Source organism: Epibacterium sp. ABZ3_068 (genome assembly GCF_056159265.1).
In genome coordinates this window covers 2,394,882-2,412,064 of record NZ_JBSWUV010000001.1, presented here as the reverse complement: position 1 = coordinate 2,412,064, position 17,183 = coordinate 2,394,882, and the positions used below count along the sequence as shown (strand labels likewise).

The following is a 17,183-nucleotide window of genomic DNA, read 5'->3' as shown; positions in this document are numbered from 1 at the left end:
ATCGCGCCTTTGGCGCGATGCCACGCCCAAGGCTGTAATGGGCCGCAAGGCCCCTTCAGGCGCGGGAGCTGCCCGGTGCCTTTACTGCTTTTACCGGCAATATGGGCCACCTCGGTGGCGCGCGGTGTCCAGATGGAAATGATCTTGATGATAACGGTCCGCCCTTGGCCCTAATACCGTGCCAAACGGTCCACAGGCCGCTTTCCAGGCCTTTTCCAACCGCTTACGGGACTTGCGATGTTTCCAACCTTCCAGAACGGTTACAACGTCTCCATTCTTCAGGATAAACCCAGAAATATCGATCGCCTTGCCGCGCCCATGTTCCGAGATCTTGGCACCGGGGCGATTGTTGCGGGTCCGGCAGGCATAATGGGCCGCAACCCGCAGCCCTACCACATCCTTGCGAAAGGCCGGCTGCACGCCGTTCTCCACCCATTTCTTCAACGCATGAGCAGTGTCGCAGGTCATGACCGACTGCTGACTGAGGCTCACACCGGAAATCGCGCGCACCCGCACGGCATCCTGTGCACCGCAGCCATTCAGACGCCCGGGCACCGCACCCACCTCTTCGCCCTGAATATCTATGTCACCACAGACCGAAGCCTTGCGCCGTTTGCGATTGCCAAACAGAACCGGCTCCACCAGATCCGGCAAAACCATGCGCCCATCAATCCGGTTGGGCAGTTGCCATGTGAAGTCGCCTGCGTCAGACGGGGCGGCCCCCAACTGATCCGCCGCGACAGACCCCGCCCCCAGAACCACGGCCAAAACTGCGGAAGCAACCAAATATCTCATCACGTTTTCCGCCCAAAATTCGGTGCCGCCGTATCCTGACCGGCCTCGATAATGCCACGCCGGATTGCACGGGTGCGGGTGAAATAGTCATGCAAATGCTCTCCGTCACCGGTGCGGATCGCCCGCTGCAGCGCAAAAAGCTCCTCGGTAAAACGCCCCAGGATCTCAAGCGTTGCGTCCTTATTGGTCAGGAACACATCGCGCCACATGGTCGGGTCCGATGCTGCAATCCGGGTAAAATCCCGAAACCCCGCAGCCGAATATTTGATAACCTCGCTATCCGTCACACGCCGCAGGTCATCCGCCACGCCGACCATTGTATAGGCAATCAAATGCGGCGCATGAGAGGTCACCGCCAGCACCAGATCATGGTGGTCCGCGTCCATCTCATCCACATTGGCCCCCATCCCTTCCCAAAGGGCGCGCAGGCGCGCGGTTGCGGCAGGGTCGGTGCCCTCCACCGGCACCAGAATGCACCAGCGATTATCATAAAGTTCAGCAAAGCCCGATTCCGGACCGGAATGTTCCGTCCCTGCCAGCGGGTGGGCGGGGACAAAATGCACACCCTCCGGCAGATGCGGCATTACATCCTTGATCACATGCCCCTTGACCGAGCCCACATCCGACACGGTTGCCCCCGGTTTCAGATGCGGCGCGATTTCGGCGGCCACCGCGCCCATTGCCCCGACCGGCACGCAGAGAACCACCAGATCGGCGTCCTGCACCGCCTCAATTGCGCTGTCACAGACCCGATCACACAGGCCAATGCGGCGCGCAGTCTCGCGGGTTTCGCCGCTGCGGGCAAAGCCTGTGACTTCACCGGCCAGACCACCGCGTTTCATGGCCCAGAACATCGACGATGCGATCAGCCCCAGGCCAATCAGCGCCACGCGCTCATAAACAATTGTTGTCATGCGCGCGCGCCTTCCTTGAACTCTTTTATGACTGCCGCAACGGCGCGGGTGCTTTCTTCATCGCCCACCGTGATGCGCAATCCATCAAGAATGCCATAGCCTGCGACCTTGCGCACAATAATGCCGCGTGACTGCAACAGCGCGTCGCAGGCCTCTGCCTCTTGTTGGTTGGCAAACCTGGCCAGAATGAAATTGGTATGGCTCTCATCCGAAGGCACCCCCACGGCAGCCAGCTCAGCCGCCAGCCAGTCTCGCCATCTGGCGTTTTCGCTCTGGCACAGCTGCAGATAGTCGCGGTCCAACAGCGCTGCCTCGGCCGTGGCCAGAGACAGGTTTGACAGGTTAAAAGGCTGGCGCACCCGGTTCAGAACATCAATGATCTCTCGCTGTGCATAGCCCCACCCCACACGTAATCCCCCCAACCCATAGATCTTGGAGAAGGTGCGCGTCATGATGACATTGGGATGTCTGTCCACCAGCGCAGCACCTCCGTCAAACGGCTCCGCCCCGCGCACAAACTCCGCATAGGCCCCATCAATCACCAACAGGATATGTGAAGGCAAAGCCTCTGCCAGGCGCGCGACCTCGCTCTCGGGGATCATGGTGCTGGTGGGATTGCCCGGATTGGTCAAAAAGACCAATCGGGTCTGCTCCGTCACCCCGGCCAGGATCGCATCGACATCCACCCGGCGCTCCTTTTCCGGGACACAAACCGGGGTTGCCCCCGCCTGCCGGGCCAGGATCGGGTACATGGAAAACCCGTGTTCCGTATAGATCACCTCATCCCCCGGCCCGGTATAGGACTGGGTGATGAACTGAAGAACCTCGTCACTGCCGACACCGCAGATCACACGATCCGCGTCCAGCCCATGGACCTCTCCGATGGCTGCGCGCAATGACGCGTGATCGGTCGAAGGATATCGATGCAGATCGGGTGCGGCGGCCTGTGCGACAGCAATGGCCTTGGGACTTGGGCCAAGCGGGTTTTCATTTGCGCTGAGCTTGATAACCCGCTCTTGGCCCGCCACATGGGATTTACCCGCCTGATAGAGGGCGATATCCATGATTCCGGGCTGCGGTGTGATCTGCGTCATATGCTTGGGCTCCTTTGATCGACCCACTCATATCGCCACCGCAGCCGATGGAAAAGCGGCAAGACTGCGCGCCCTAGCCCGCTTTGGCCATTTTTTTCAGTTCTGCATCCGCTTTTTTCTGGATCATGGCGGCAATTTGTTTGCGCAGGTTGGCGTCTTTGCGCATCGCCTCCTCCATGGATTTCTGCATGGATTTCCCGGATTTGCTGCCATCAGACCCGCCCAGAATATCGTTTGCAAACTGGATGATCGTCTTGCTGTTCACGGAATCGGCAATGTCCTTGTAGATCTTTGGACCGTGTTTTTCCGCAAAAGCCTCAACCACATCCGGCCCGTATTTCTTGGCCAGTTCCTTTTTGACCATGCCGTCCATCGTCGAAGGGATCATCTTTTTCAGCAGCCAGTTCTGAGTATTGGACATATAGCTGCCCGCAAATTCGCTGACGTTTTTCATCGGCGCGGCTTTCATCAAACCACCGGTCAAAGTTTTGACAATGGCGTCCAGAACTTCCTTTTGGTTGGGGGGACGCCCCTTTTCCACCAGAGGTTTGAACAGCATAATCGCCTCTTTGGCGGCGTTGTTGATCAGCTCTTGTCCTACCGCAGTGGTGAACATTTTCTCCATGAACTGGGTGAGCGCCTTTTGCGAGAAGGTCTGGAACGCTTTGGAAGGCAATTGCGCGGCAACCTTACCCGCAATCCCTTTGAGGAAAGCCCCGCCCAGTTTCCCGCCAGCCGCACCGGCCAGAGCGGCAAAGAAGGTATCGGTTGCAACCTTCTTGGCCGCGCCCTCCCATGTCACCTTGTTGCCCGCCAGATATTCCCCAAACTGACCGGCACCGGATTTCATCGCCTCGGTGCCCGCTGCCGCAATGGCATGGGCTTTCCAGGGGTCCATCCCCTTGGTCGCCATCAGACGCGCGGTGGCATAGACCTCGATAATGGTGAATGATGTCTCGCGCACGATTTCCAGGGTGAAAATCGCCTTGCTGGCCGAACCGATACGCGCGTCAATGAACTTCTGAAACGCCTTCTGCCCGTCGTTATAGGCCCGCGTCGCCTTGGCATCCTGTTTCTGGACCTTCTTCCAATCCGGCCTGTCGCGTTTGACCAAAGACTGGAGCGAAGAGGCCTCGGAACGCGCCTTCAGAATGGCACTCCAGGGCGGATCGGTGTCGCTGTTGACGGTCGACATGGTGAATTCCACAATCGCCATCATCATACCGTCTTCGGCCTGACGGGTCTTTTCCACATCATTGCAGAAATCGACCCAGGTTTCGGCCTGACCGTACATCATATTGGCCTTGGACAGGATCTCGTGGCGCAGGGCTTTTTCACCGGCCAGGAATTCATCGACCTTGACCTGCTTGGTTTTGCCCTCTTCCTTGATCTCATAGACTTCCACCTTCTGGTCGTCCGCAATCATCTTCTGCAATTTCGGCAGGCCGGTCTTCCAGGTGCCAAGGCCCGGATCCACGATCCCGTCGGGCTTCTTGTATCCAACCTTCTTGGACTGAAAATCCCGGATCAGCTTGATCAAGCCTGCATCGCATTTGCCCGAGATCTCGATATTGGAATAGCCATTCGCCTTGAGCATCAGCCGCACCATCTTCACATCAGAAGGTGCGTTTTTCACCGGTTTGAACTTGCTGGTTCCGGTCTTGGGATCGGTTTTTGTAATACGGTTTTTGTCCCCCACAGGGGCCGAAAGACTGAGCGCCATAACAATGCTCCACACATTAACAAACGGTGAAATGTTGCCATGGTTTTTTTATTCTGTCACCTCTTGCTTCAGGGGAATTTTATTGCCCGCGCACCCCTCAGCCTGCAGCCTTGAACCGGGCAGTGGCCGGATCCGCACGATACGCCGGGCACAGCTGATCCACCTGCTCTGCCAGCTCAATCACTGATCGCAGTACATATTCCACGGTCTCAGGTGACATCAGATAAGAGAAGTTGAGCCGCACCCAGCCCGGTTTTTCCAGCTCCTGCCCCGCATCCAACCGTGCAAACAGCGCCTCAGATCCGTTTGCATCAATGCCCAGAAGCCGGTGTGCGTAAGGGCCTGCGCAGGCACATCCTCCCCGCGCCTGAATGCCGTAGATATCGCTCAGCATCCGGGTAAAGAGCTGCTGGTGAACCGGCGTGCCGCGCGGATCGCGCACCGCAAAGGAGAAGATCGGAAGACGCTTGGCCTCTGGATGCCCCAACAGGGTGATCTGCGGATGATCCGCCCAGGCCGCACGGGCCATCCCGGCATATTTCTCTTCGATCTCAGCGATGGCTCTGTGACCCACGGCGTCCTTGACCAGAAACGCCAGCGCCGCACGGATGTCACCAACGACATTGGGCGTGCCCGCCTCTTCACGCGCGGCCAGATCAGAACTGTAATCATGACGCCAGGGCGAGACAAAGCGCACAGTTCCCCCACCCGGCCAGCTTGGCGTTTGCCGGGTCACCGCGGATTGATTCACGATAAACACACCTGATGCGCCCGGCCCACCCGCAAATTTATGAGGGGACACAACGACCGCGTCTTTACGCACCGCTCCGTTTGCGCCCATGTCGATCGGCACATATGGGCCCGCCCCCGCATAATCCCAGACCACCCGCGCGCCGTGGGCCCGCAGCAGGCGCGACACCGGATCCGGGTCGGTCACAATTCCCGTTACATTGGACGCGGCAGAGAAACTGCCGATCTTGAGGTCCGCATCCTGATGCGCCTCCAACGCCGCCTGCAACGCCAGCAGATCCACGCCCCCGGTATCGGCTTCGGGGATCTCGACAACCTCCGCACGGCTCTCCCGCCAGGGCAAGATGTTGGAGTGATGTTCATAAGGCCCGATAAACACAACCGGGCGCGCGGCCTCATTCACCCCAAAGAGGCTCACCAACCGGTTTAGCCCGGCCGTGGCCCCGGATCCGGCAAAGACCACCGTATCCTCTGCCATTGCGCCACAAGCTGCGCCAATTTCTGCCCGCGCCGCACGGCGCATCTGGGTCATGTACTCGCCGCAAAACGACGCCTCGGTATGGGAATTTGCGTAAAACGGCAGTACCTCGGCCGCGATGAACTCTTCCACAACCCGCATCGCCCGGCCCGAGGCGACGTAATCCGCATAGACCAGCGGCACATCTCCATTGAGACCAGGGATCTTTGTGCCTTCACCAATGATCTCATCGCTCAGGGTTCGGGCCGCGACATGCTGGGCCAGTTTGGCTTTGAAGGTGGTAAAGGACATCGGTGTCTCCGTTCTGGTTCCAGCCATAATGACACCCTTTGATTTAGAAAATGCCTCATATTTATCGTTGAATTCACCGGACTATCGTTCATATGATTGCCAATGAGCGAAAAAATAGATCAGATTGACCGCGCATTGCTAAGGGCCCTGCAAACGGACGCCAGCCTGTCCCAGCGGGAGCTGGCCGAAAAGCTGAACCTGTCGCAAAACACCTGCTGGCGGCGGCTGCGCGCGCTGGACGAGGCAGGCGTTTTACAAGGCACCACCGCCCGGATTGACCGGCAAGCGCTGGGACTGGATCTGGTGGTTTTTGTGATGTTGCGCACCCGGCACCACTCGGCGGAATGGCTGGCCGCGTTCAGACGACACGTGCTGACCATCCCCGAGGTGGTCGATTTCCACCGTATTGGTGGCGATTATGACTATCAGCTCAAGGTCGTGACCCAGGATATGCCCAGCTATGACAAGGTCTACCAACGGCTGATCGCCGGGGTAGAGCTGGACAGCGTGACGTCTTACTTCGCGATGGAAGCGATTGCGGAAGGGCGCCCTCTTCCGCTGTAATATCTTGACCGTAAAGGCTTAATGACCAAACGCGCTGTCCGGCATCCACTTGGGACGTTTGCCTTGAGGCCCCATCCGCATATGCAGACATGCCGTATTTGTGCGCTGGAAATACAGTGCTTTCAACGGATACCACCCGGCCTTGGGCACCTCGACATCCACGGCAAAGGTCTCTTCACAGGGTTGCCGCCCGTCAAATTCTCCGACGGTCTGGCCCCCAACCGTGGCACGCAATCCATCGTTGGTCAGAAAATCAATGGTATATAGGCCCGGCGCATCAAACCGCACATAACCGGAGATATCCGCAACCACACGCTCCGCACGTTTGGAGGTCATCACCTTTTCGCCAATATCCGTATCCCGATGATCCAGCCCGGCAATTGGAGCGCCCTGTTCAACCTTGTAGCGCAGAGCATTTTCGGCAGACTTCAAGGTTTTTACATCGGCGGGATAGGCATAACGCACCGCCAGACCCGGTTTCAGATTTGTAGGCTGCGGATCCGCGGGCTGCAGTTTCAGCGCTCCGGCGACGGCCATCTGCGCGCACATCCCCAAGGCCAGACCCAAAGCCAGTTTCATGACGTTCATTGTAATTCCCCGTTGTCTTGGGCGCTTGTGACCCAACCGTCCAAAGCTGAGGCGCCTCTATTACACCAACGCAAAAACTCTATGAAAATTTGATCCGACTTGGCAATCGCAATGATCCATTCCCCTGTGTTTCCACACAAAAAAGGGCCGCCCACTGGCGACCCTTTGGAATGTCTTGCATTTTCGGCGAAGATTAGTTCTTCGCGTAGAATTCAACAACCAGGTTCGGTTCCATAACAACCGGGTACGGAACATCCGACAGGCCCGGTGCGCGAACGTATGTCGCGGTCAGTTTGGAGTGGTCAACGTCGATGTAATCCGGAACGTCACGCTCTGCCAGTTGAACAGCTTCCAGAATGGCGGCCATTTGCTTGGACTTTTCGCGAACTTCGATTACGTCGCCTTCTTTGACGCGGTAAGACGGGATGTTCACCTTCTTGCCGTTAACCAGCACGTGGCCGTGGTTCACGAACTGACGTGCAGCAAAAACGGTCGGCACGAATTTCGCGCGGTAAACAACTGCGTCCAGACGGCGCTCCAGCAGACCGATCAGGTTTTCACCGGTATCGCCCTTTACGCGCTCAGCGTCGGCATAGATGCGACGGAACTGTTTCTCGGTCAGGTCGCCGTAGTAGCCTTTCAGCTTCTGCTTGGCACGCAGCTGGATACCGAAGTCGGACAGCTTGCCCTTGCGGCGCTGACCGTGCTGGCCGGGGCCATATTCACGACGGTTCAGCGGGGACTTCGGACGACCCCAGATGTTTTCGCCCATACGGCGGTCAATTTTATACTTGGCAGCGGTACGTTTAGTCATACGCTGATCTCCTTCGATGTAACGAGGCCAAAGCTGGCCACTATGAAGGGCGTTGTCCTCTTGAACGAACTCAAAACTTGCGCTTTGAACCACATCCATGACAGGCATCCCCTTGCGGGGGCCACCAACACCAATGAAGTCGCGCTTCTATAGGATTGCGGGCGGGTGTCAACAGCCTTCCTGCCCGCAAGCGCAATTATCGCATCAGACCGCAACCATGGCCATGTGGCTGGCCAGGTTGCAAATCAGACCTCAGGCCGCCTCATGCAGCAGGATCGCCGCCTCTGACGGGTTCAGATTGCGGCGGACAAAGCCGCCAAACCCCATCGGGTTGTCCTGCACATCGGGCAATTCCGCCAGCAGGCGCTGACGATCCCCCACATCCAGCGCATCCAGCGTGGCCGACGCCGGGTGAAAGCTCTCTGTCTCCACCCCATTGGCCCAGACCACTTGATGGCCATCCAGCAGCATATGAATATAGGTCACCTGCCGCACCTGATGATCCACAAGAATGGTCCGGTTATTGATCAGATCCCGCGCGGCCACCATGACCTCGGGTGTGTTGAACAGGGCCTGCACATGCGCCCCCTTGATCAACATCCGATGTTCCGGAGAGACCAGCAACTCTTCTTCGGGCCGTTCAATCCCAAGAGCCCCAGCCCGAATGCGCACAGGCCGCAGGGACGGCATCACATAAAGCCGCGCCCCGCTCATCCGGCGCCCCCCGATCCATCGCAAGGGCTGAGCTCCGTTATCGCGGGTCTCGACCATATCGCCTTCGCGCAGATCTTCGACGCGGCGCGCCCCATCCGGCGTGGCAATCCGCGTCCCCGGAGTGAAACAGATCACCCCGTTGCGCTCTGTCACCGCCGCCGAGCGCAACGGGTCCAATTTGATTTCAACCACCCACAGCTCCTGTTCACGCGGCGGCACAGCGCCCAGAAACAGAACCAGCGGTAATTGCCCCGGCCCCACGTCAATCAGGGTTACGGAAAAACTCTGCACCCCGTTGGTCACCACAAAGGAGCTGTCGCGCAAAGATGACACGTCCTGCCCCAGCGCCACGTCAGGAACCTGTGCGCAGGGTGTTCCTATCATTTTGCGCACGATTTTTGCCGCGCGATGGCGCGTCAGGTCTTCGCTCTCGTTCGCATCCAGCCGCAGTCCGGTTGCAGGCCCATCCACCCGCACGACATCCCCATGCCATACCCAAGCCGAGCCAACCTGCAGCCTATCAGGTGTGGCCGCGGGAAGCCCGTCTATATCTGTCTGCGACCAAGAGATTACAAACGCGCCGTCCAAGCCCGCTCTCATCTGCTCTAATCCTGCCTCGGTTTATATTTATTAACGAGAAGTTAACAAAACACCCTGCCCGGACAAATATTCGTTTTTGGTGATTTTACTAAGCGTGGCGCGAAAGCCGCAATGCGCCTCCAGTCGCCCCAGAATCCCCTATGGCTCAGGGGAAAACCCGCCCGGTTGGCTTTTGAAGAAAGCCAAAGGAACGCCGCTTTTGGCCATGGCACCGCGCAAAACCTGACCAACAAAGATCATGTGATCACCGCCATCATAGGCCGCATAGCGCTTGCATTCGAATCGCGCCAAAGCCCCTTCCAGAAGCGGTACGCCTTCAGGGCTCACCGCAAGGTCCAACGGCGCCAGGCAAAAAGCGTCCTTGGCCACCTGCCAACACAGATCCTTTTGGTCCGCCGACAGAATATGAACTGCAAAATGATCCGCCTGCTCGAAATAGGAAAACCGCCGCGACTTGCGATCGCACGACCACAACAGCAACGGCGGGGCCAGAGAGACCGAAGAAAAACTGTTGGCCGTGATGGCCGCCGGACCATCCTGTGTTGCAACCGTCACTACGGTGACACCGGTGGTGAAACATCCAAATGCATCACGCAACATACGGGCATCGTCGCCTTCTGGCGTGAAATGGGTCACTTCAGTCATAACCGGCCGCTGCTCCAAATCGGTATCGTGGGTTCACCTAAACCAGAAAATCCGAAAAGCTACCAGAGCCACTGCGGGAGAATTCTGCCAATACCATAAGGAACTATACGTAAGCTCCTGCAGGACAAAGCGAACCGGACGAGTTTTGCGCAGTATTTATTCTTCACCCCGACACAAACAGAAAAACACCTGCCCCGGATCCGGGACAGGTGTTTGTGGGCTCCACACGTGCCGCGCTTAGTTTAATCTTGCGCGTATGTTTGTTTCGTATGTTTTTCTTGCTTGTTTGACCTTGTCTCTGTTTGAGACTTCTGGGACGGCGACGTCCCACCAGTGTCCGCCGTCTGGTGTGCTGGGGTATGGGTCTGTGTCGATGACGACGACATAGGGTCCCTTGGCCTTTTTGGCGCGGGTGAGGGCCTGTTCCAGCTCGGCGATGGTTTTGACCTTTTCGGAAGTGGCGCCCATGGCGGCGGTATGGGCGACAAAGTCGATGTCGGAGGGGTTCACATGGTAGCTGTGTTCCAAGAGGTTGTTGAACTCTGCCCCGCCGGTGCCCATCTGCAGCCGGTTGATACAGCCGTAGCCGCGGTTGTCGGTGATCACCAGGGTGATCTTGATCCCCATCATACAGGCGGTGGCCAGTTCCGAGTTGGCCATCATGTAGGAGCCATCGCCGACCATGCAGATCACGTCACGCTCGGGCTGGGCCATTTTGATGCCCATGGCGCCTGCCACCTCATAGCCCATGCAAGAATAGCCGTATTCCATATGATAGGCCCCGGGGCGCGGCGCTTTCCAGAGTTTGTGCAATTCGCCGGGCATGGTGCCTGCGGCACACATCACCACGGTGTCCTCGTTTGAGGCGCGCTGCACCGCGCCGATGACCTGCTGGTCGGTGGGCAGCGCATTGGCCGCCTCCCCTGCAGGCGCGTCACACAGCGGATCCACAGCTGAAAACCAGCTGGTTTTCAGCTCTGGCGACGGCGCCTTGAACACATGTGTTCCCAGGTCCGCACTCAGGGCCGCGCTCAGCTCTGCAAGGCCCACTTTGGCATCTGCCTGCATGGGCAGAGCGCCGTGTTTCACCGCATCATAGGCCGCCACATTGAGGCTGACGAGCTGGCGCTCCGGGTTCTGGAACAGCGCCCAGGAGCCGGTGGTAAAATCCTGGAACCGCGTGCCCACACCCAGAACCAGATCCGCAGCCGCGCAGACCGTATTGGCCGAGGACGCCCCCGTCACCCCCACCGGGCCGAGGTTCAGCGGATGATCCCAGGCCAGCGCAGATTTCCCGGCCTGGCTTTCCACCACCGGGATCTGATGCGCCTCGGCAAAGGCTTTCAGATCCTCGGTTGCGCCCGCGTAATGCACGCCGCCCCCGGCCACAATCACCGGGGCTTTGGCCGCCTTCAGCGCCGCGGCCACACGGGCCAGCTCACCCGCATCAGGGCGAATGCGACGCTGATACCAGGTCTTGGGCTCAAAGAACGCCTCCGGGTAATCATAGGCTTCGGCCTGCACATCCTGACAGAACGCCAGGGTCACCGGGCCGCAATCGGCCGGATCGGTCATCGTGGCAAAGGCGCGCGGCAGCGCGGTCAGCAGCTGCTCGGGCCGGGTGATCCGGTCAAAATAGCGGCTGACCGGTTTGAAGCAGTCATTGGCGCTGATGGTGCCATCGCCAAAATCCTCGATCTGCTGCAACACGGGATCGGGGCCGCGGTTGGCAAATACGTCGCCGGGGATCAGCAGCAGCGGCAGCCGGTTCACATGGGCCAGCGCGGCGGCGGTCACCAGATTGGTGGCGCCGGGGCCGATCGAGGAGGTCACCGCCATGGCGCGCTGACGCCCCGATTGTTTGGCATAGGCAATCGCCGCATGGGCCATGGTCTGCTCGTTATGGCCACGCCAGGTCTGGAAGGTTTCGCGCGCGTCATAAAGCGCCTCACCAATCCCGGCCACATTCCCATGGCCAAAGATCGCCCAACAGCCCGCAATAAAGGGCTCTCCGGTCTCGGTCAGCTGCGCCTGAAGATAGCGCACCATCGCCTGCGCCGCTGTCAGTCGGATCGTCTTGCTCATCGCTCTTATCCTTCGTTACTCGGCCAATGGGCCTTGCCCCGCGCTGTGTCCCAGATCTCACAAAGGCGCTGATATCTGCCCGCCATATCGGCCACCGCATCCGCGTCCGAGATCTCCCCGGTCATATAGGCCTTGGCCGCATCGCCAAAAATGGTACGCCCCACCGCAAAGCCCTTGACCAGCGGATAGGCCGCCGCCACTTCAAAACTGGCCGCCAGTTCCGCCTCGGACGCCGCAAGCCCCAGGATCACAATACCCCGGGTATTGGCATCATTGCGGGTGATCGCCGCCACCGTGGCCTCCCAGGCCGCAGATGTGGTCATCGGCTCCAGCTTCCACCAGTCAGGGTAGACGCCAATATCGTAAAACCGCTGGATCACCTCGGCTGTTGTGGTGTCATTCACCGGACCCGCCTTGGAGGGGATCACCTCCAGCAGCATCTCCAGTCGGTTGCGGCGACAGGCTTCAAACAGGCGTTTGATCGTGTCTTCGTGGTCGGCCTTCATCTCATCCGTATCATCGGGGTGATAAAAACACAGAACCTTCACCACATGTTCCAGCGGCCATTCATTCAGCCCGCCAAAATCGGCGCCGATCTCAGGCTCCAGCCGCAGCGGCCGTGAGCCGGGCCACTCCACCGGGTGGCCGATCCACAACCCCTGGCCTGCCGCCTTGTAAAGCGCATCGCGCCCCAGGCGGCTGTCACACAACAGACCATAGCCGGGCTGCCCTTTGGCCACCGCTGCGGTGGCCTCCAGACACAGCTCCTTGAAGCTGCCGATCTTGGCGTCCGTCGCGCCCTCCAGCTCTTCCAGCTGCATGCGGTGGTCATAGGCAAAGACCCGCATGGTGGACCAGTCGCCCTTGCGGTTGGTGGACCAATGCAGCTGCTCCAGCTCGAGATCCTTGCGCAGCGCCTTCTCCTTGACCCCGCGCTTCAGGAAGAACTGCAACTCCTCCCAGCTGGGATAGGCCGGGGTACAGCCATGGCGGCTGACCGCAAAAGCGCCACAGGCATTGGCATAGGTCAGCGCGGTGGGCCAGTCTTCCCCCTCGATCCAGCCCTTCAGCAGACCGGACATAAACCCGTCCCCGGCCCCCAGCACATTGAACACGTCGATCGGAAAGCCCGGACCGCTTTCGCCGTCATCCAGACTGTCGGGAATGTCACCGCCAAAGGCCACAGCCCCCATCGGACCGCGTTTGCACACCAGCGTCGCAGCCGACACCTGGCGCACCGCGCGCAGGGCCGCAATTGTATCGGTGGTGCCCCCGGCAATATGGAACTCTTCCTCGGTGCCCACAATCAGGTCAAACAGATGCAGCGTCGACTGCAGCTTCTCGGTGACCGCCTGGCTTTCGACAAACCGGCTCTCACCGTCGCCATGGCCCGCAACCCCCCAGAGGTTCGGGCGGTAATCAATATCCAGCGCCGTCTGCGCGCCGCTTTCACGGGCCAGGTGCAGCGCCTTCAGCGTCGCCGCCTCCACATTCGGATGGCTCAGATGGGTGCCCGTGGCCACCACCGCCTTGGCCGAAGCGATAAAGTCCGGATCAATGTCATCCGCGCTCAGCGCCATATCGGCGCAGTTCTCGCGGTAAAAGATCAACGGGAACTGTTCCTGGTCGCGAATGCCCAGAAGCACCAGCGCCGTCAGACGCTCGGGGTCGGTGATCACACCGGTGGTGTCCACCCCCTCACGCGCCAGCTCCTCGCGGATGAAGCGGCCCATATGTTCGTCGCCCACCCGGGTGATCAGCGCCGATTTCAGCCCCAGGCGCGCCGTGCCCGCCGCAATATTCGTGGGCGAGCCGCCGATGTATTTGTTAAAGGAGGACATATCCTCCAGCCGCCCACCGATCTGCGCGCCGTAAAGGTCGACCGAGGACCGCCCGATGGTGATCACATCGAGATGCTTGTGCATGGTCTTTTCCTCTTCAGGACTTCAAAAGTTTCCGTATCCCAGGCGGTGCAGGCTGCGGGATCCGTCCCCGCTGCGCCCGCCCTGGCCCTCTTGTGCCGTCTTTGCGGCGGGGAGAAGCAGCACCCCTCCCCGCGCCCCCGCATCGCCTGCCCTTCGGGAGGAGGGGTCAGGCTGCGGGTTGTCTCTGCCCGATCCGCCGTGTCAGATCGTGCCCTCAAGCGACCCTTCCAGCTGCGCAAGCTCCTGCCCGCCCGCCATCAGATCCTGCAGCTCGTTCGGGGTGATCTCCCCCCGTTTGGCCGTGCCAAGCGTCTTGCCGCGATTAAGAACCGTAAACCGATCCCCCACCGCAAGCGCATGGCGCACGTTGTGGCTGATAAAGACAACGCCCACGCCCTGGTTGCGCACCTTATCGATGGTGGCCAGAACATTGGAGGTCTGACGCACCCCAAGGGCCGAGGTCGGCTCATCCAGGATCAGAACCTTGGCGCCAAAATAAACCGCACGCGCAATGGCAACCGTCTGGCGCTCGCCGCCCGACAACGTGCCAACCGCCTGATCGGGACCGCGCAGGTTGATGCCCATCTTGCGCATCTCTTCCACGCAGACATCATTGGCGTGTTCCACATCAAAGCGCTTCAGCAAACCGCGCCCCTTGGTGGGCTCGCGCCCCATGAAGAAGTTGCGCGTCACGCTCATCAGCGGGATCATCGCCAGATCCTGGAACACGGTGGCAATCCCGGCCTCCATGGAATCGCGCGGACTGTTGAAGTTCATCGGCTTCCCTTCAAAGAGGATCTCCCCTTTGGTGGGTTTGTGAACCCCCGACATCGTCTTGATAAAGGTCGATTTCCCCGCGCCGTTGTCCCCTAGAAGGCAGTGGCATTCACCGGGGCGCACATCAAAGCTCACCCCCGCCAGCGCGATGATATTGCCAAAATGCTTCTCGATGTTCTTCATCTGCACGATCGGAGCCGCAGCATCAGCCGCATCACCGTGGTGGAATGTGCTATCCTCAGTCATATCAGCGCTCCCCTGTCACACGTTTGCGGATCGCATTGTTGAACAGAACAGCAATCAGCAGCATCGCCCCCAGGAAAACCTGGAACCAGTCCTGGTCAAAATCCGTATAGGTCAGGCCAATCACAACCATGCCAAAGATGATCGAGCCAAAAAACGCACCGATCGCAGAACCATAGCCACCGGTCAGAAGACAGCCACCAATCACCGCCGCGATGATCGCCTCGAACTCTTTCTGGAAGCCACGCCGCGCATCGGTCGAACCGGCATCCATCACTGTGATGATCGCCACCAAAGCCGCACAGCAGGCCGTCAGCATAAACAGAGAGACCTTGATCTTGCGCACCGGAACACCGGAATTCGACGCCGCATTGCTGTCCCCGCCCGACGCAAAGATCCAGTTGCCCGCAGGCGTGCGCAGCAGCACATAGGTCGCCGCCAGCGCAATTGCGATGAACCACAGGATCTCAACCGGAATGCCAGGCACCTTGGGCGCACCGCTCTTGAAGGTGGCAATCACACCCGCCTCTGCCAGCCAGGCAAACAGGCCGCCAAAGGCCTCGCCCGAGAACACCGGCGCAAGCCAGTCCCCCTCGATCGCATCGCGCACGCCGCGCAGCTGGGTCGACCCGCCCGTGGCCAGCTTCAGACCCACCAGCGACAGACCCCGCAGGATAAACAGGAACGCCAGCGTCACAATGAAGGACGGAAGCCCCGAGCGCATCACGATATTGCCGTTGATCGCACCCACAAGCGCTGCAAAAACAAAGGTCATCGGGATCGCAACCACCAGAGGCAGCGACCAGTTCACCACACAGACCCCAAAGAACAGACCCGCAAAGGCCACCATCGAGCCAATCGACAGGTCAAACTCACCGCCAATCATCAACAGGGCTGCCCCGATCGCCAGGATCCCCAGCTGCGAGGCAGGGGTCATAAAGTTCATAACCCCCGAGAGGCTGAACATCGACCGGTCCGCCGTGATCGCAAAAAACAGAAATACAAGGACCACGCCCGCGATGGCACCCAGCTCAGGGCGTTTCATCAATTTGGTGAGAAGCGGTTCAGACTTGATCCTCTCATCCCCGGCATCTTGAGTTGTTACACTCATGTCTTCCTCCCAGAGTGAGGAACGGCGCCTGACGCGCCGCTCCGTTTGGTTGCATTCGGATTAAATCCGGCCCGGGCTTAGCGGATGCCCTTGGCCGACAGATCAACAACCTGACCGGCTTTGTCGGCGGTGATCAGGTTCGGACCAGACGGCACATTGCCACCCGGCATCAGACCGTATTTGGCGTGCAGCGCCAGGAAGTTCACCGACAGGTACCCCTGCAGGAACTGTTGCTGGTCAATTGCAAAGGCCGCGTCGCCCGCCATGATCGACTGCAGGAACGGCGCAGACATATCAAACGTGGCAACATTCACATCACGGCCAGACGCTTTGGCCGCCGCAACCGCAGGCTCACCCGCAGTCGACGCTCCCAGCGCCATGATGGTGTCGATGCTCTCATCAGACGACAGCGCCGCCGCAACCTTGGCCTCAACCTCGGTCGGGTCATTGGTCGTCGGAAGAACAGACCCCGTGCCGCCAAATCCCGCAAGGAAACCCTCGCAGCGCAGATCCAGCGCAACATTGCCAACTTCCTGGTTCACACAGATCGCAGAGGTGCCGCCCATGCCCGCAAGCTTCTCGCCCGCAGCCTTGCCCGCGTCATACTCGTCCTGACCCACATGCAGCAGCGCGCCCAGACCCTTGGACACATCAGAACCAGAGTTGATCGAAATCACCGGAATACCAGCCGCAACCGCACGTTCAATCGACGGGCCCAACGCATCCGCATCCGGGATCGAAACAACCAGACCATCCGGCTCCTGGTTCACCGCTGCATCAATCAGCTGCGACATCGCAACCATGTCAAACGTCTCAGGAGAGCGGAAATCAACATTCACACCCGTATCCTTACCCGCTTCCTCAACACCGTTCTTCACAACAGACCAGAACGGATCATTCGCCTGACCATGCGCAACAACAATGATGTCCTGCGCAAAAACAGGCGCTGAAACACTCAACGCACCAGCCGCAAAAACACCAGCCAAAAGTCTCTTCATAACTTGATCCTCCCATGATCAATCAGCGCACAAAAAGCATACGCCAAAAATAACATCAGCCCGCAGATGAAACC

At 59.4% G+C, this 17,183-nt stretch carries 15 protein-coding genes; 1 reads left to right on the top strand and 14 read right to left on the bottom strand.

Going from position 1 to position 17,183, the window contains the following annotated elements; translation table 11 throughout:
* Positions 1-90: 90 nt before the first annotated feature.
* From ACXAEW_RS11545 to ACXAEW_RS11525, 5 genes are all read right to left on the bottom strand, one after another.
* A complete protein-coding gene (locus tag ACXAEW_RS11545; protein ID WP_474941447.1) occupies positions 91-795 on the bottom strand; it encodes an extensin-like domain-containing protein in 705 nt (234 codons plus the stop codon).
* Positions 795-1,709 (bottom strand): prephenate/arogenate dehydrogenase family protein, encoded by a 915-nt coding sequence (locus ACXAEW_RS11540; protein ID WP_474941446.1) that lies wholly within the window; start codon positions 1,707-1,709, stop codon positions 795-797. Before ACXAEW_RS11540 ends, ACXAEW_RS11545 begins: the two co-directional genes overlap by 1 nt.
* Positions 1,706-2,803 carry a histidinol-phosphate transaminase gene (gene hisC, locus ACXAEW_RS11535; RefSeq protein ID WP_474941445.1) on the bottom strand — a complete coding sequence of 366 codons (1,098 nt, stop codon included), beginning with the start codon at positions 2,801-2,803 and terminating at the stop codon, positions 1,706-1,708. The genes ACXAEW_RS11540 and hisC overlap by 4 nt, the downstream gene beginning before the upstream one ends.
* Positions 2,804-2,876: 73 nt before the next feature.
* Positions 2,877-4,526: a peptidoglycan-binding domain-containing protein gene (locus ACXAEW_RS11530; RefSeq protein WP_474941444.1), complete on the bottom strand. Its 1,650-nt coding sequence runs from the start codon at positions 4,524-4,526 to the stop codon at positions 2,877-2,879.
* A gap of 97 nt (positions 4,527-4,623) precedes the next feature.
* Positions 4,624-6,045 (bottom strand): aminotransferase class V-fold PLP-dependent enzyme, encoded by a 1,422-nt coding sequence (locus tag ACXAEW_RS11525; RefSeq protein WP_474941443.1) that lies wholly within the window; start codon positions 6,043-6,045, stop codon positions 4,624-4,626.
* A 102-nt stretch (positions 6,046-6,147) separates the two neighbouring features.
* Here ACXAEW_RS11525 and ACXAEW_RS11520 point away from each other — a divergent pair, with 102 nt between their 5' ends.
* The gene (locus ACXAEW_RS11520; RefSeq protein WP_474941442.1) at positions 6,148-6,609 is read left to right on the top strand and encodes an Lrp/AsnC family transcriptional regulator; all 462 of its coding nucleotides are present in this window, start codon (positions 6,148-6,150) and stop codon (positions 6,607-6,609) included.
* 18 nt (positions 6,610-6,627) lie between these two features.
* Here the strand turns inward: ACXAEW_RS11520 and ACXAEW_RS11515 are convergent, their stop codons facing one another.
* The 9 genes from ACXAEW_RS11515 to ACXAEW_RS11475 form a co-directional block, all read right to left on the bottom strand.
* Positions 6,628-7,188, bottom strand: coding sequence for a PA14 domain-containing protein (locus ACXAEW_RS11515; RefSeq protein WP_474943030.1), 561 nt, complete (start codon positions 7,186-7,188; stop codon positions 6,628-6,630).
* 202 nt (positions 7,189-7,390) lie between these two features.
* Positions 7,391-8,011, bottom strand: coding sequence for a 30S ribosomal protein S4 (rpsD, locus tag ACXAEW_RS11510; RefSeq protein ID WP_474941441.1), 621 nt, complete (start codon positions 8,009-8,011; stop codon positions 7,391-7,393).
* A 252-nt stretch (positions 8,012-8,263) separates the two neighbouring features.
* On the bottom strand, positions 8,264-9,325 hold the full coding sequence (locus tag ACXAEW_RS11505; RefSeq protein ID WP_474941440.1) for a Hint domain-containing protein: 1,062 nt from the start codon (positions 9,323-9,325) through the stop codon (positions 8,264-8,266).
* Positions 9,326-9,463: 138 nt separating this feature from the next.
* Positions 9,464-9,970, bottom strand: coding sequence for a flavin reductase family protein (locus tag ACXAEW_RS11500; RefSeq protein WP_474941439.1), 507 nt, complete (start codon positions 9,968-9,970; stop codon positions 9,464-9,466).
* A gap of 237 nt (positions 9,971-10,207) precedes the next feature.
* Positions 10,208-12,055: a 3D-(3,5/4)-trihydroxycyclohexane-1,2-dione acylhydrolase (decyclizing) gene (gene iolD / locus ACXAEW_RS11495; protein WP_474941438.1), complete on the bottom strand. Its 1,848-nt coding sequence runs from the start codon at positions 12,053-12,055 to the stop codon at positions 10,208-10,210.
* A gap of 5 nt (positions 12,056-12,060) precedes the next feature.
* Positions 12,061-13,980: a bifunctional 5-dehydro-2-deoxygluconokinase/5-dehydro-2-deoxyphosphogluconate aldolase gene (locus ACXAEW_RS11490; protein WP_474941437.1), complete on the bottom strand. Its 1,920-nt coding sequence runs from the start codon at positions 13,978-13,980 to the stop codon at positions 12,061-12,063.
* Between the two features lie 201 nt (positions 13,981-14,181).
* Positions 14,182-15,003 carry an ATP-binding cassette domain-containing protein gene (locus ACXAEW_RS11485; protein WP_474941436.1) on the bottom strand — a complete coding sequence of 274 codons (822 nt, stop codon included), beginning with the start codon at positions 15,001-15,003 and terminating at the stop codon, positions 14,182-14,184.
* Position 15,004: 1 nt separating this feature from the next.
* The gene (locus ACXAEW_RS11480) at positions 15,005-16,111 is read right to left on the bottom strand and encodes an ABC transporter permease (protein WP_474941435.1); all 1,107 of its coding nucleotides are present in this window, start codon (positions 16,109-16,111) and stop codon (positions 15,005-15,007) included.
* Positions 16,112-16,188: 77 nt separating this feature from the next.
* Positions 16,189-17,109 (bottom strand): sugar ABC transporter substrate-binding protein, encoded by a 921-nt coding sequence (locus ACXAEW_RS11475; RefSeq protein WP_474941434.1) that lies wholly within the window; start codon positions 17,107-17,109, stop codon positions 16,189-16,191.
* Positions 17,110-17,183 lie beyond the last annotated feature (74 nt).

Coding starts and splice junctions, on each gene's coding strand:
- ACXAEW_RS11545 (WP_474941447.1), bottom strand. CDS start 795: ATGAGATATTTGGTTGCTTCCGCAGTTTTGGCCGTGGTTCTGGGGGCG.
- ACXAEW_RS11540 (WP_474941446.1), bottom strand. CDS start 1,709: ATGACAACAATTGTTTATGAGCGCGTGGCGCTGATTGGCCTGGGGCTG.
- hisC (WP_474941445.1), bottom strand. CDS start 2,803: ATGACGCAGATCACACCGCAGCCCGGAATCATGGATATCGCCCTCTAT.
- ACXAEW_RS11530 (WP_474941444.1), bottom strand. CDS start 4,526: ATGGCGCTCAGTCTTTCGGCCCCTGTGGGGGACAAAAACCGTATTACA.
- ACXAEW_RS11525 (WP_474941443.1), bottom strand. CDS start 6,045: ATGTCCTTTACCACCTTCAAAGCCAAACTGGCCCAGCATGTCGCGGCC.
- ACXAEW_RS11520 (WP_474941442.1), top strand. CDS start 6,148: ATGAGCGAAAAAATAGATCAGATTGACCGCGCATTGCTAAGGGCCCTG.
- ACXAEW_RS11515 (WP_474943030.1), bottom strand. CDS start 7,188: ATGAAACTGGCTTTGGGTCTGGCCTTGGGGATGTGCGCGCAGATGGCC.
- rpsD (WP_474941441.1), bottom strand. CDS start 8,011: ATGACTAAACGTACCGCTGCCAAGTATAAAATTGACCGCCGTATGGGC.
- ACXAEW_RS11505 (WP_474941440.1), bottom strand. CDS start 9,325: ATGAGAGCGGGCTTGGACGGCGCGTTTGTAATCTCTTGGTCGCAGACA.
- ACXAEW_RS11500 (WP_474941439.1), bottom strand. CDS start 9,970: ATGACTGAAGTGACCCATTTCACGCCAGAAGGCGACGATGCCCGTATG.
- iolD (WP_474941438.1), bottom strand. CDS start 12,055: ATGAGCAAGACGATCCGACTGACAGCGGCGCAGGCGATGGTGCGCTAT.
- ACXAEW_RS11490 (WP_474941437.1), bottom strand. CDS start 13,980: ATGCACAAGCATCTCGATGTGATCACCATCGGGCGGTCCTCGGTCGAC.
- ACXAEW_RS11485 (WP_474941436.1), bottom strand. CDS start 15,003: ATGACTGAGGATAGCACATTCCACCACGGTGATGCGGCTGATGCTGCG.
- ACXAEW_RS11480 (WP_474941435.1), bottom strand. CDS start 16,111: ATGAGTGTAACAACTCAAGATGCCGGGGATGAGAGGATCAAGTCTGAA.
- ACXAEW_RS11475 (WP_474941434.1), bottom strand. CDS start 17,109: ATGAAGAGACTTTTGGCTGGTGTTTTTGCGGCTGGTGCGTTGAGTGTT.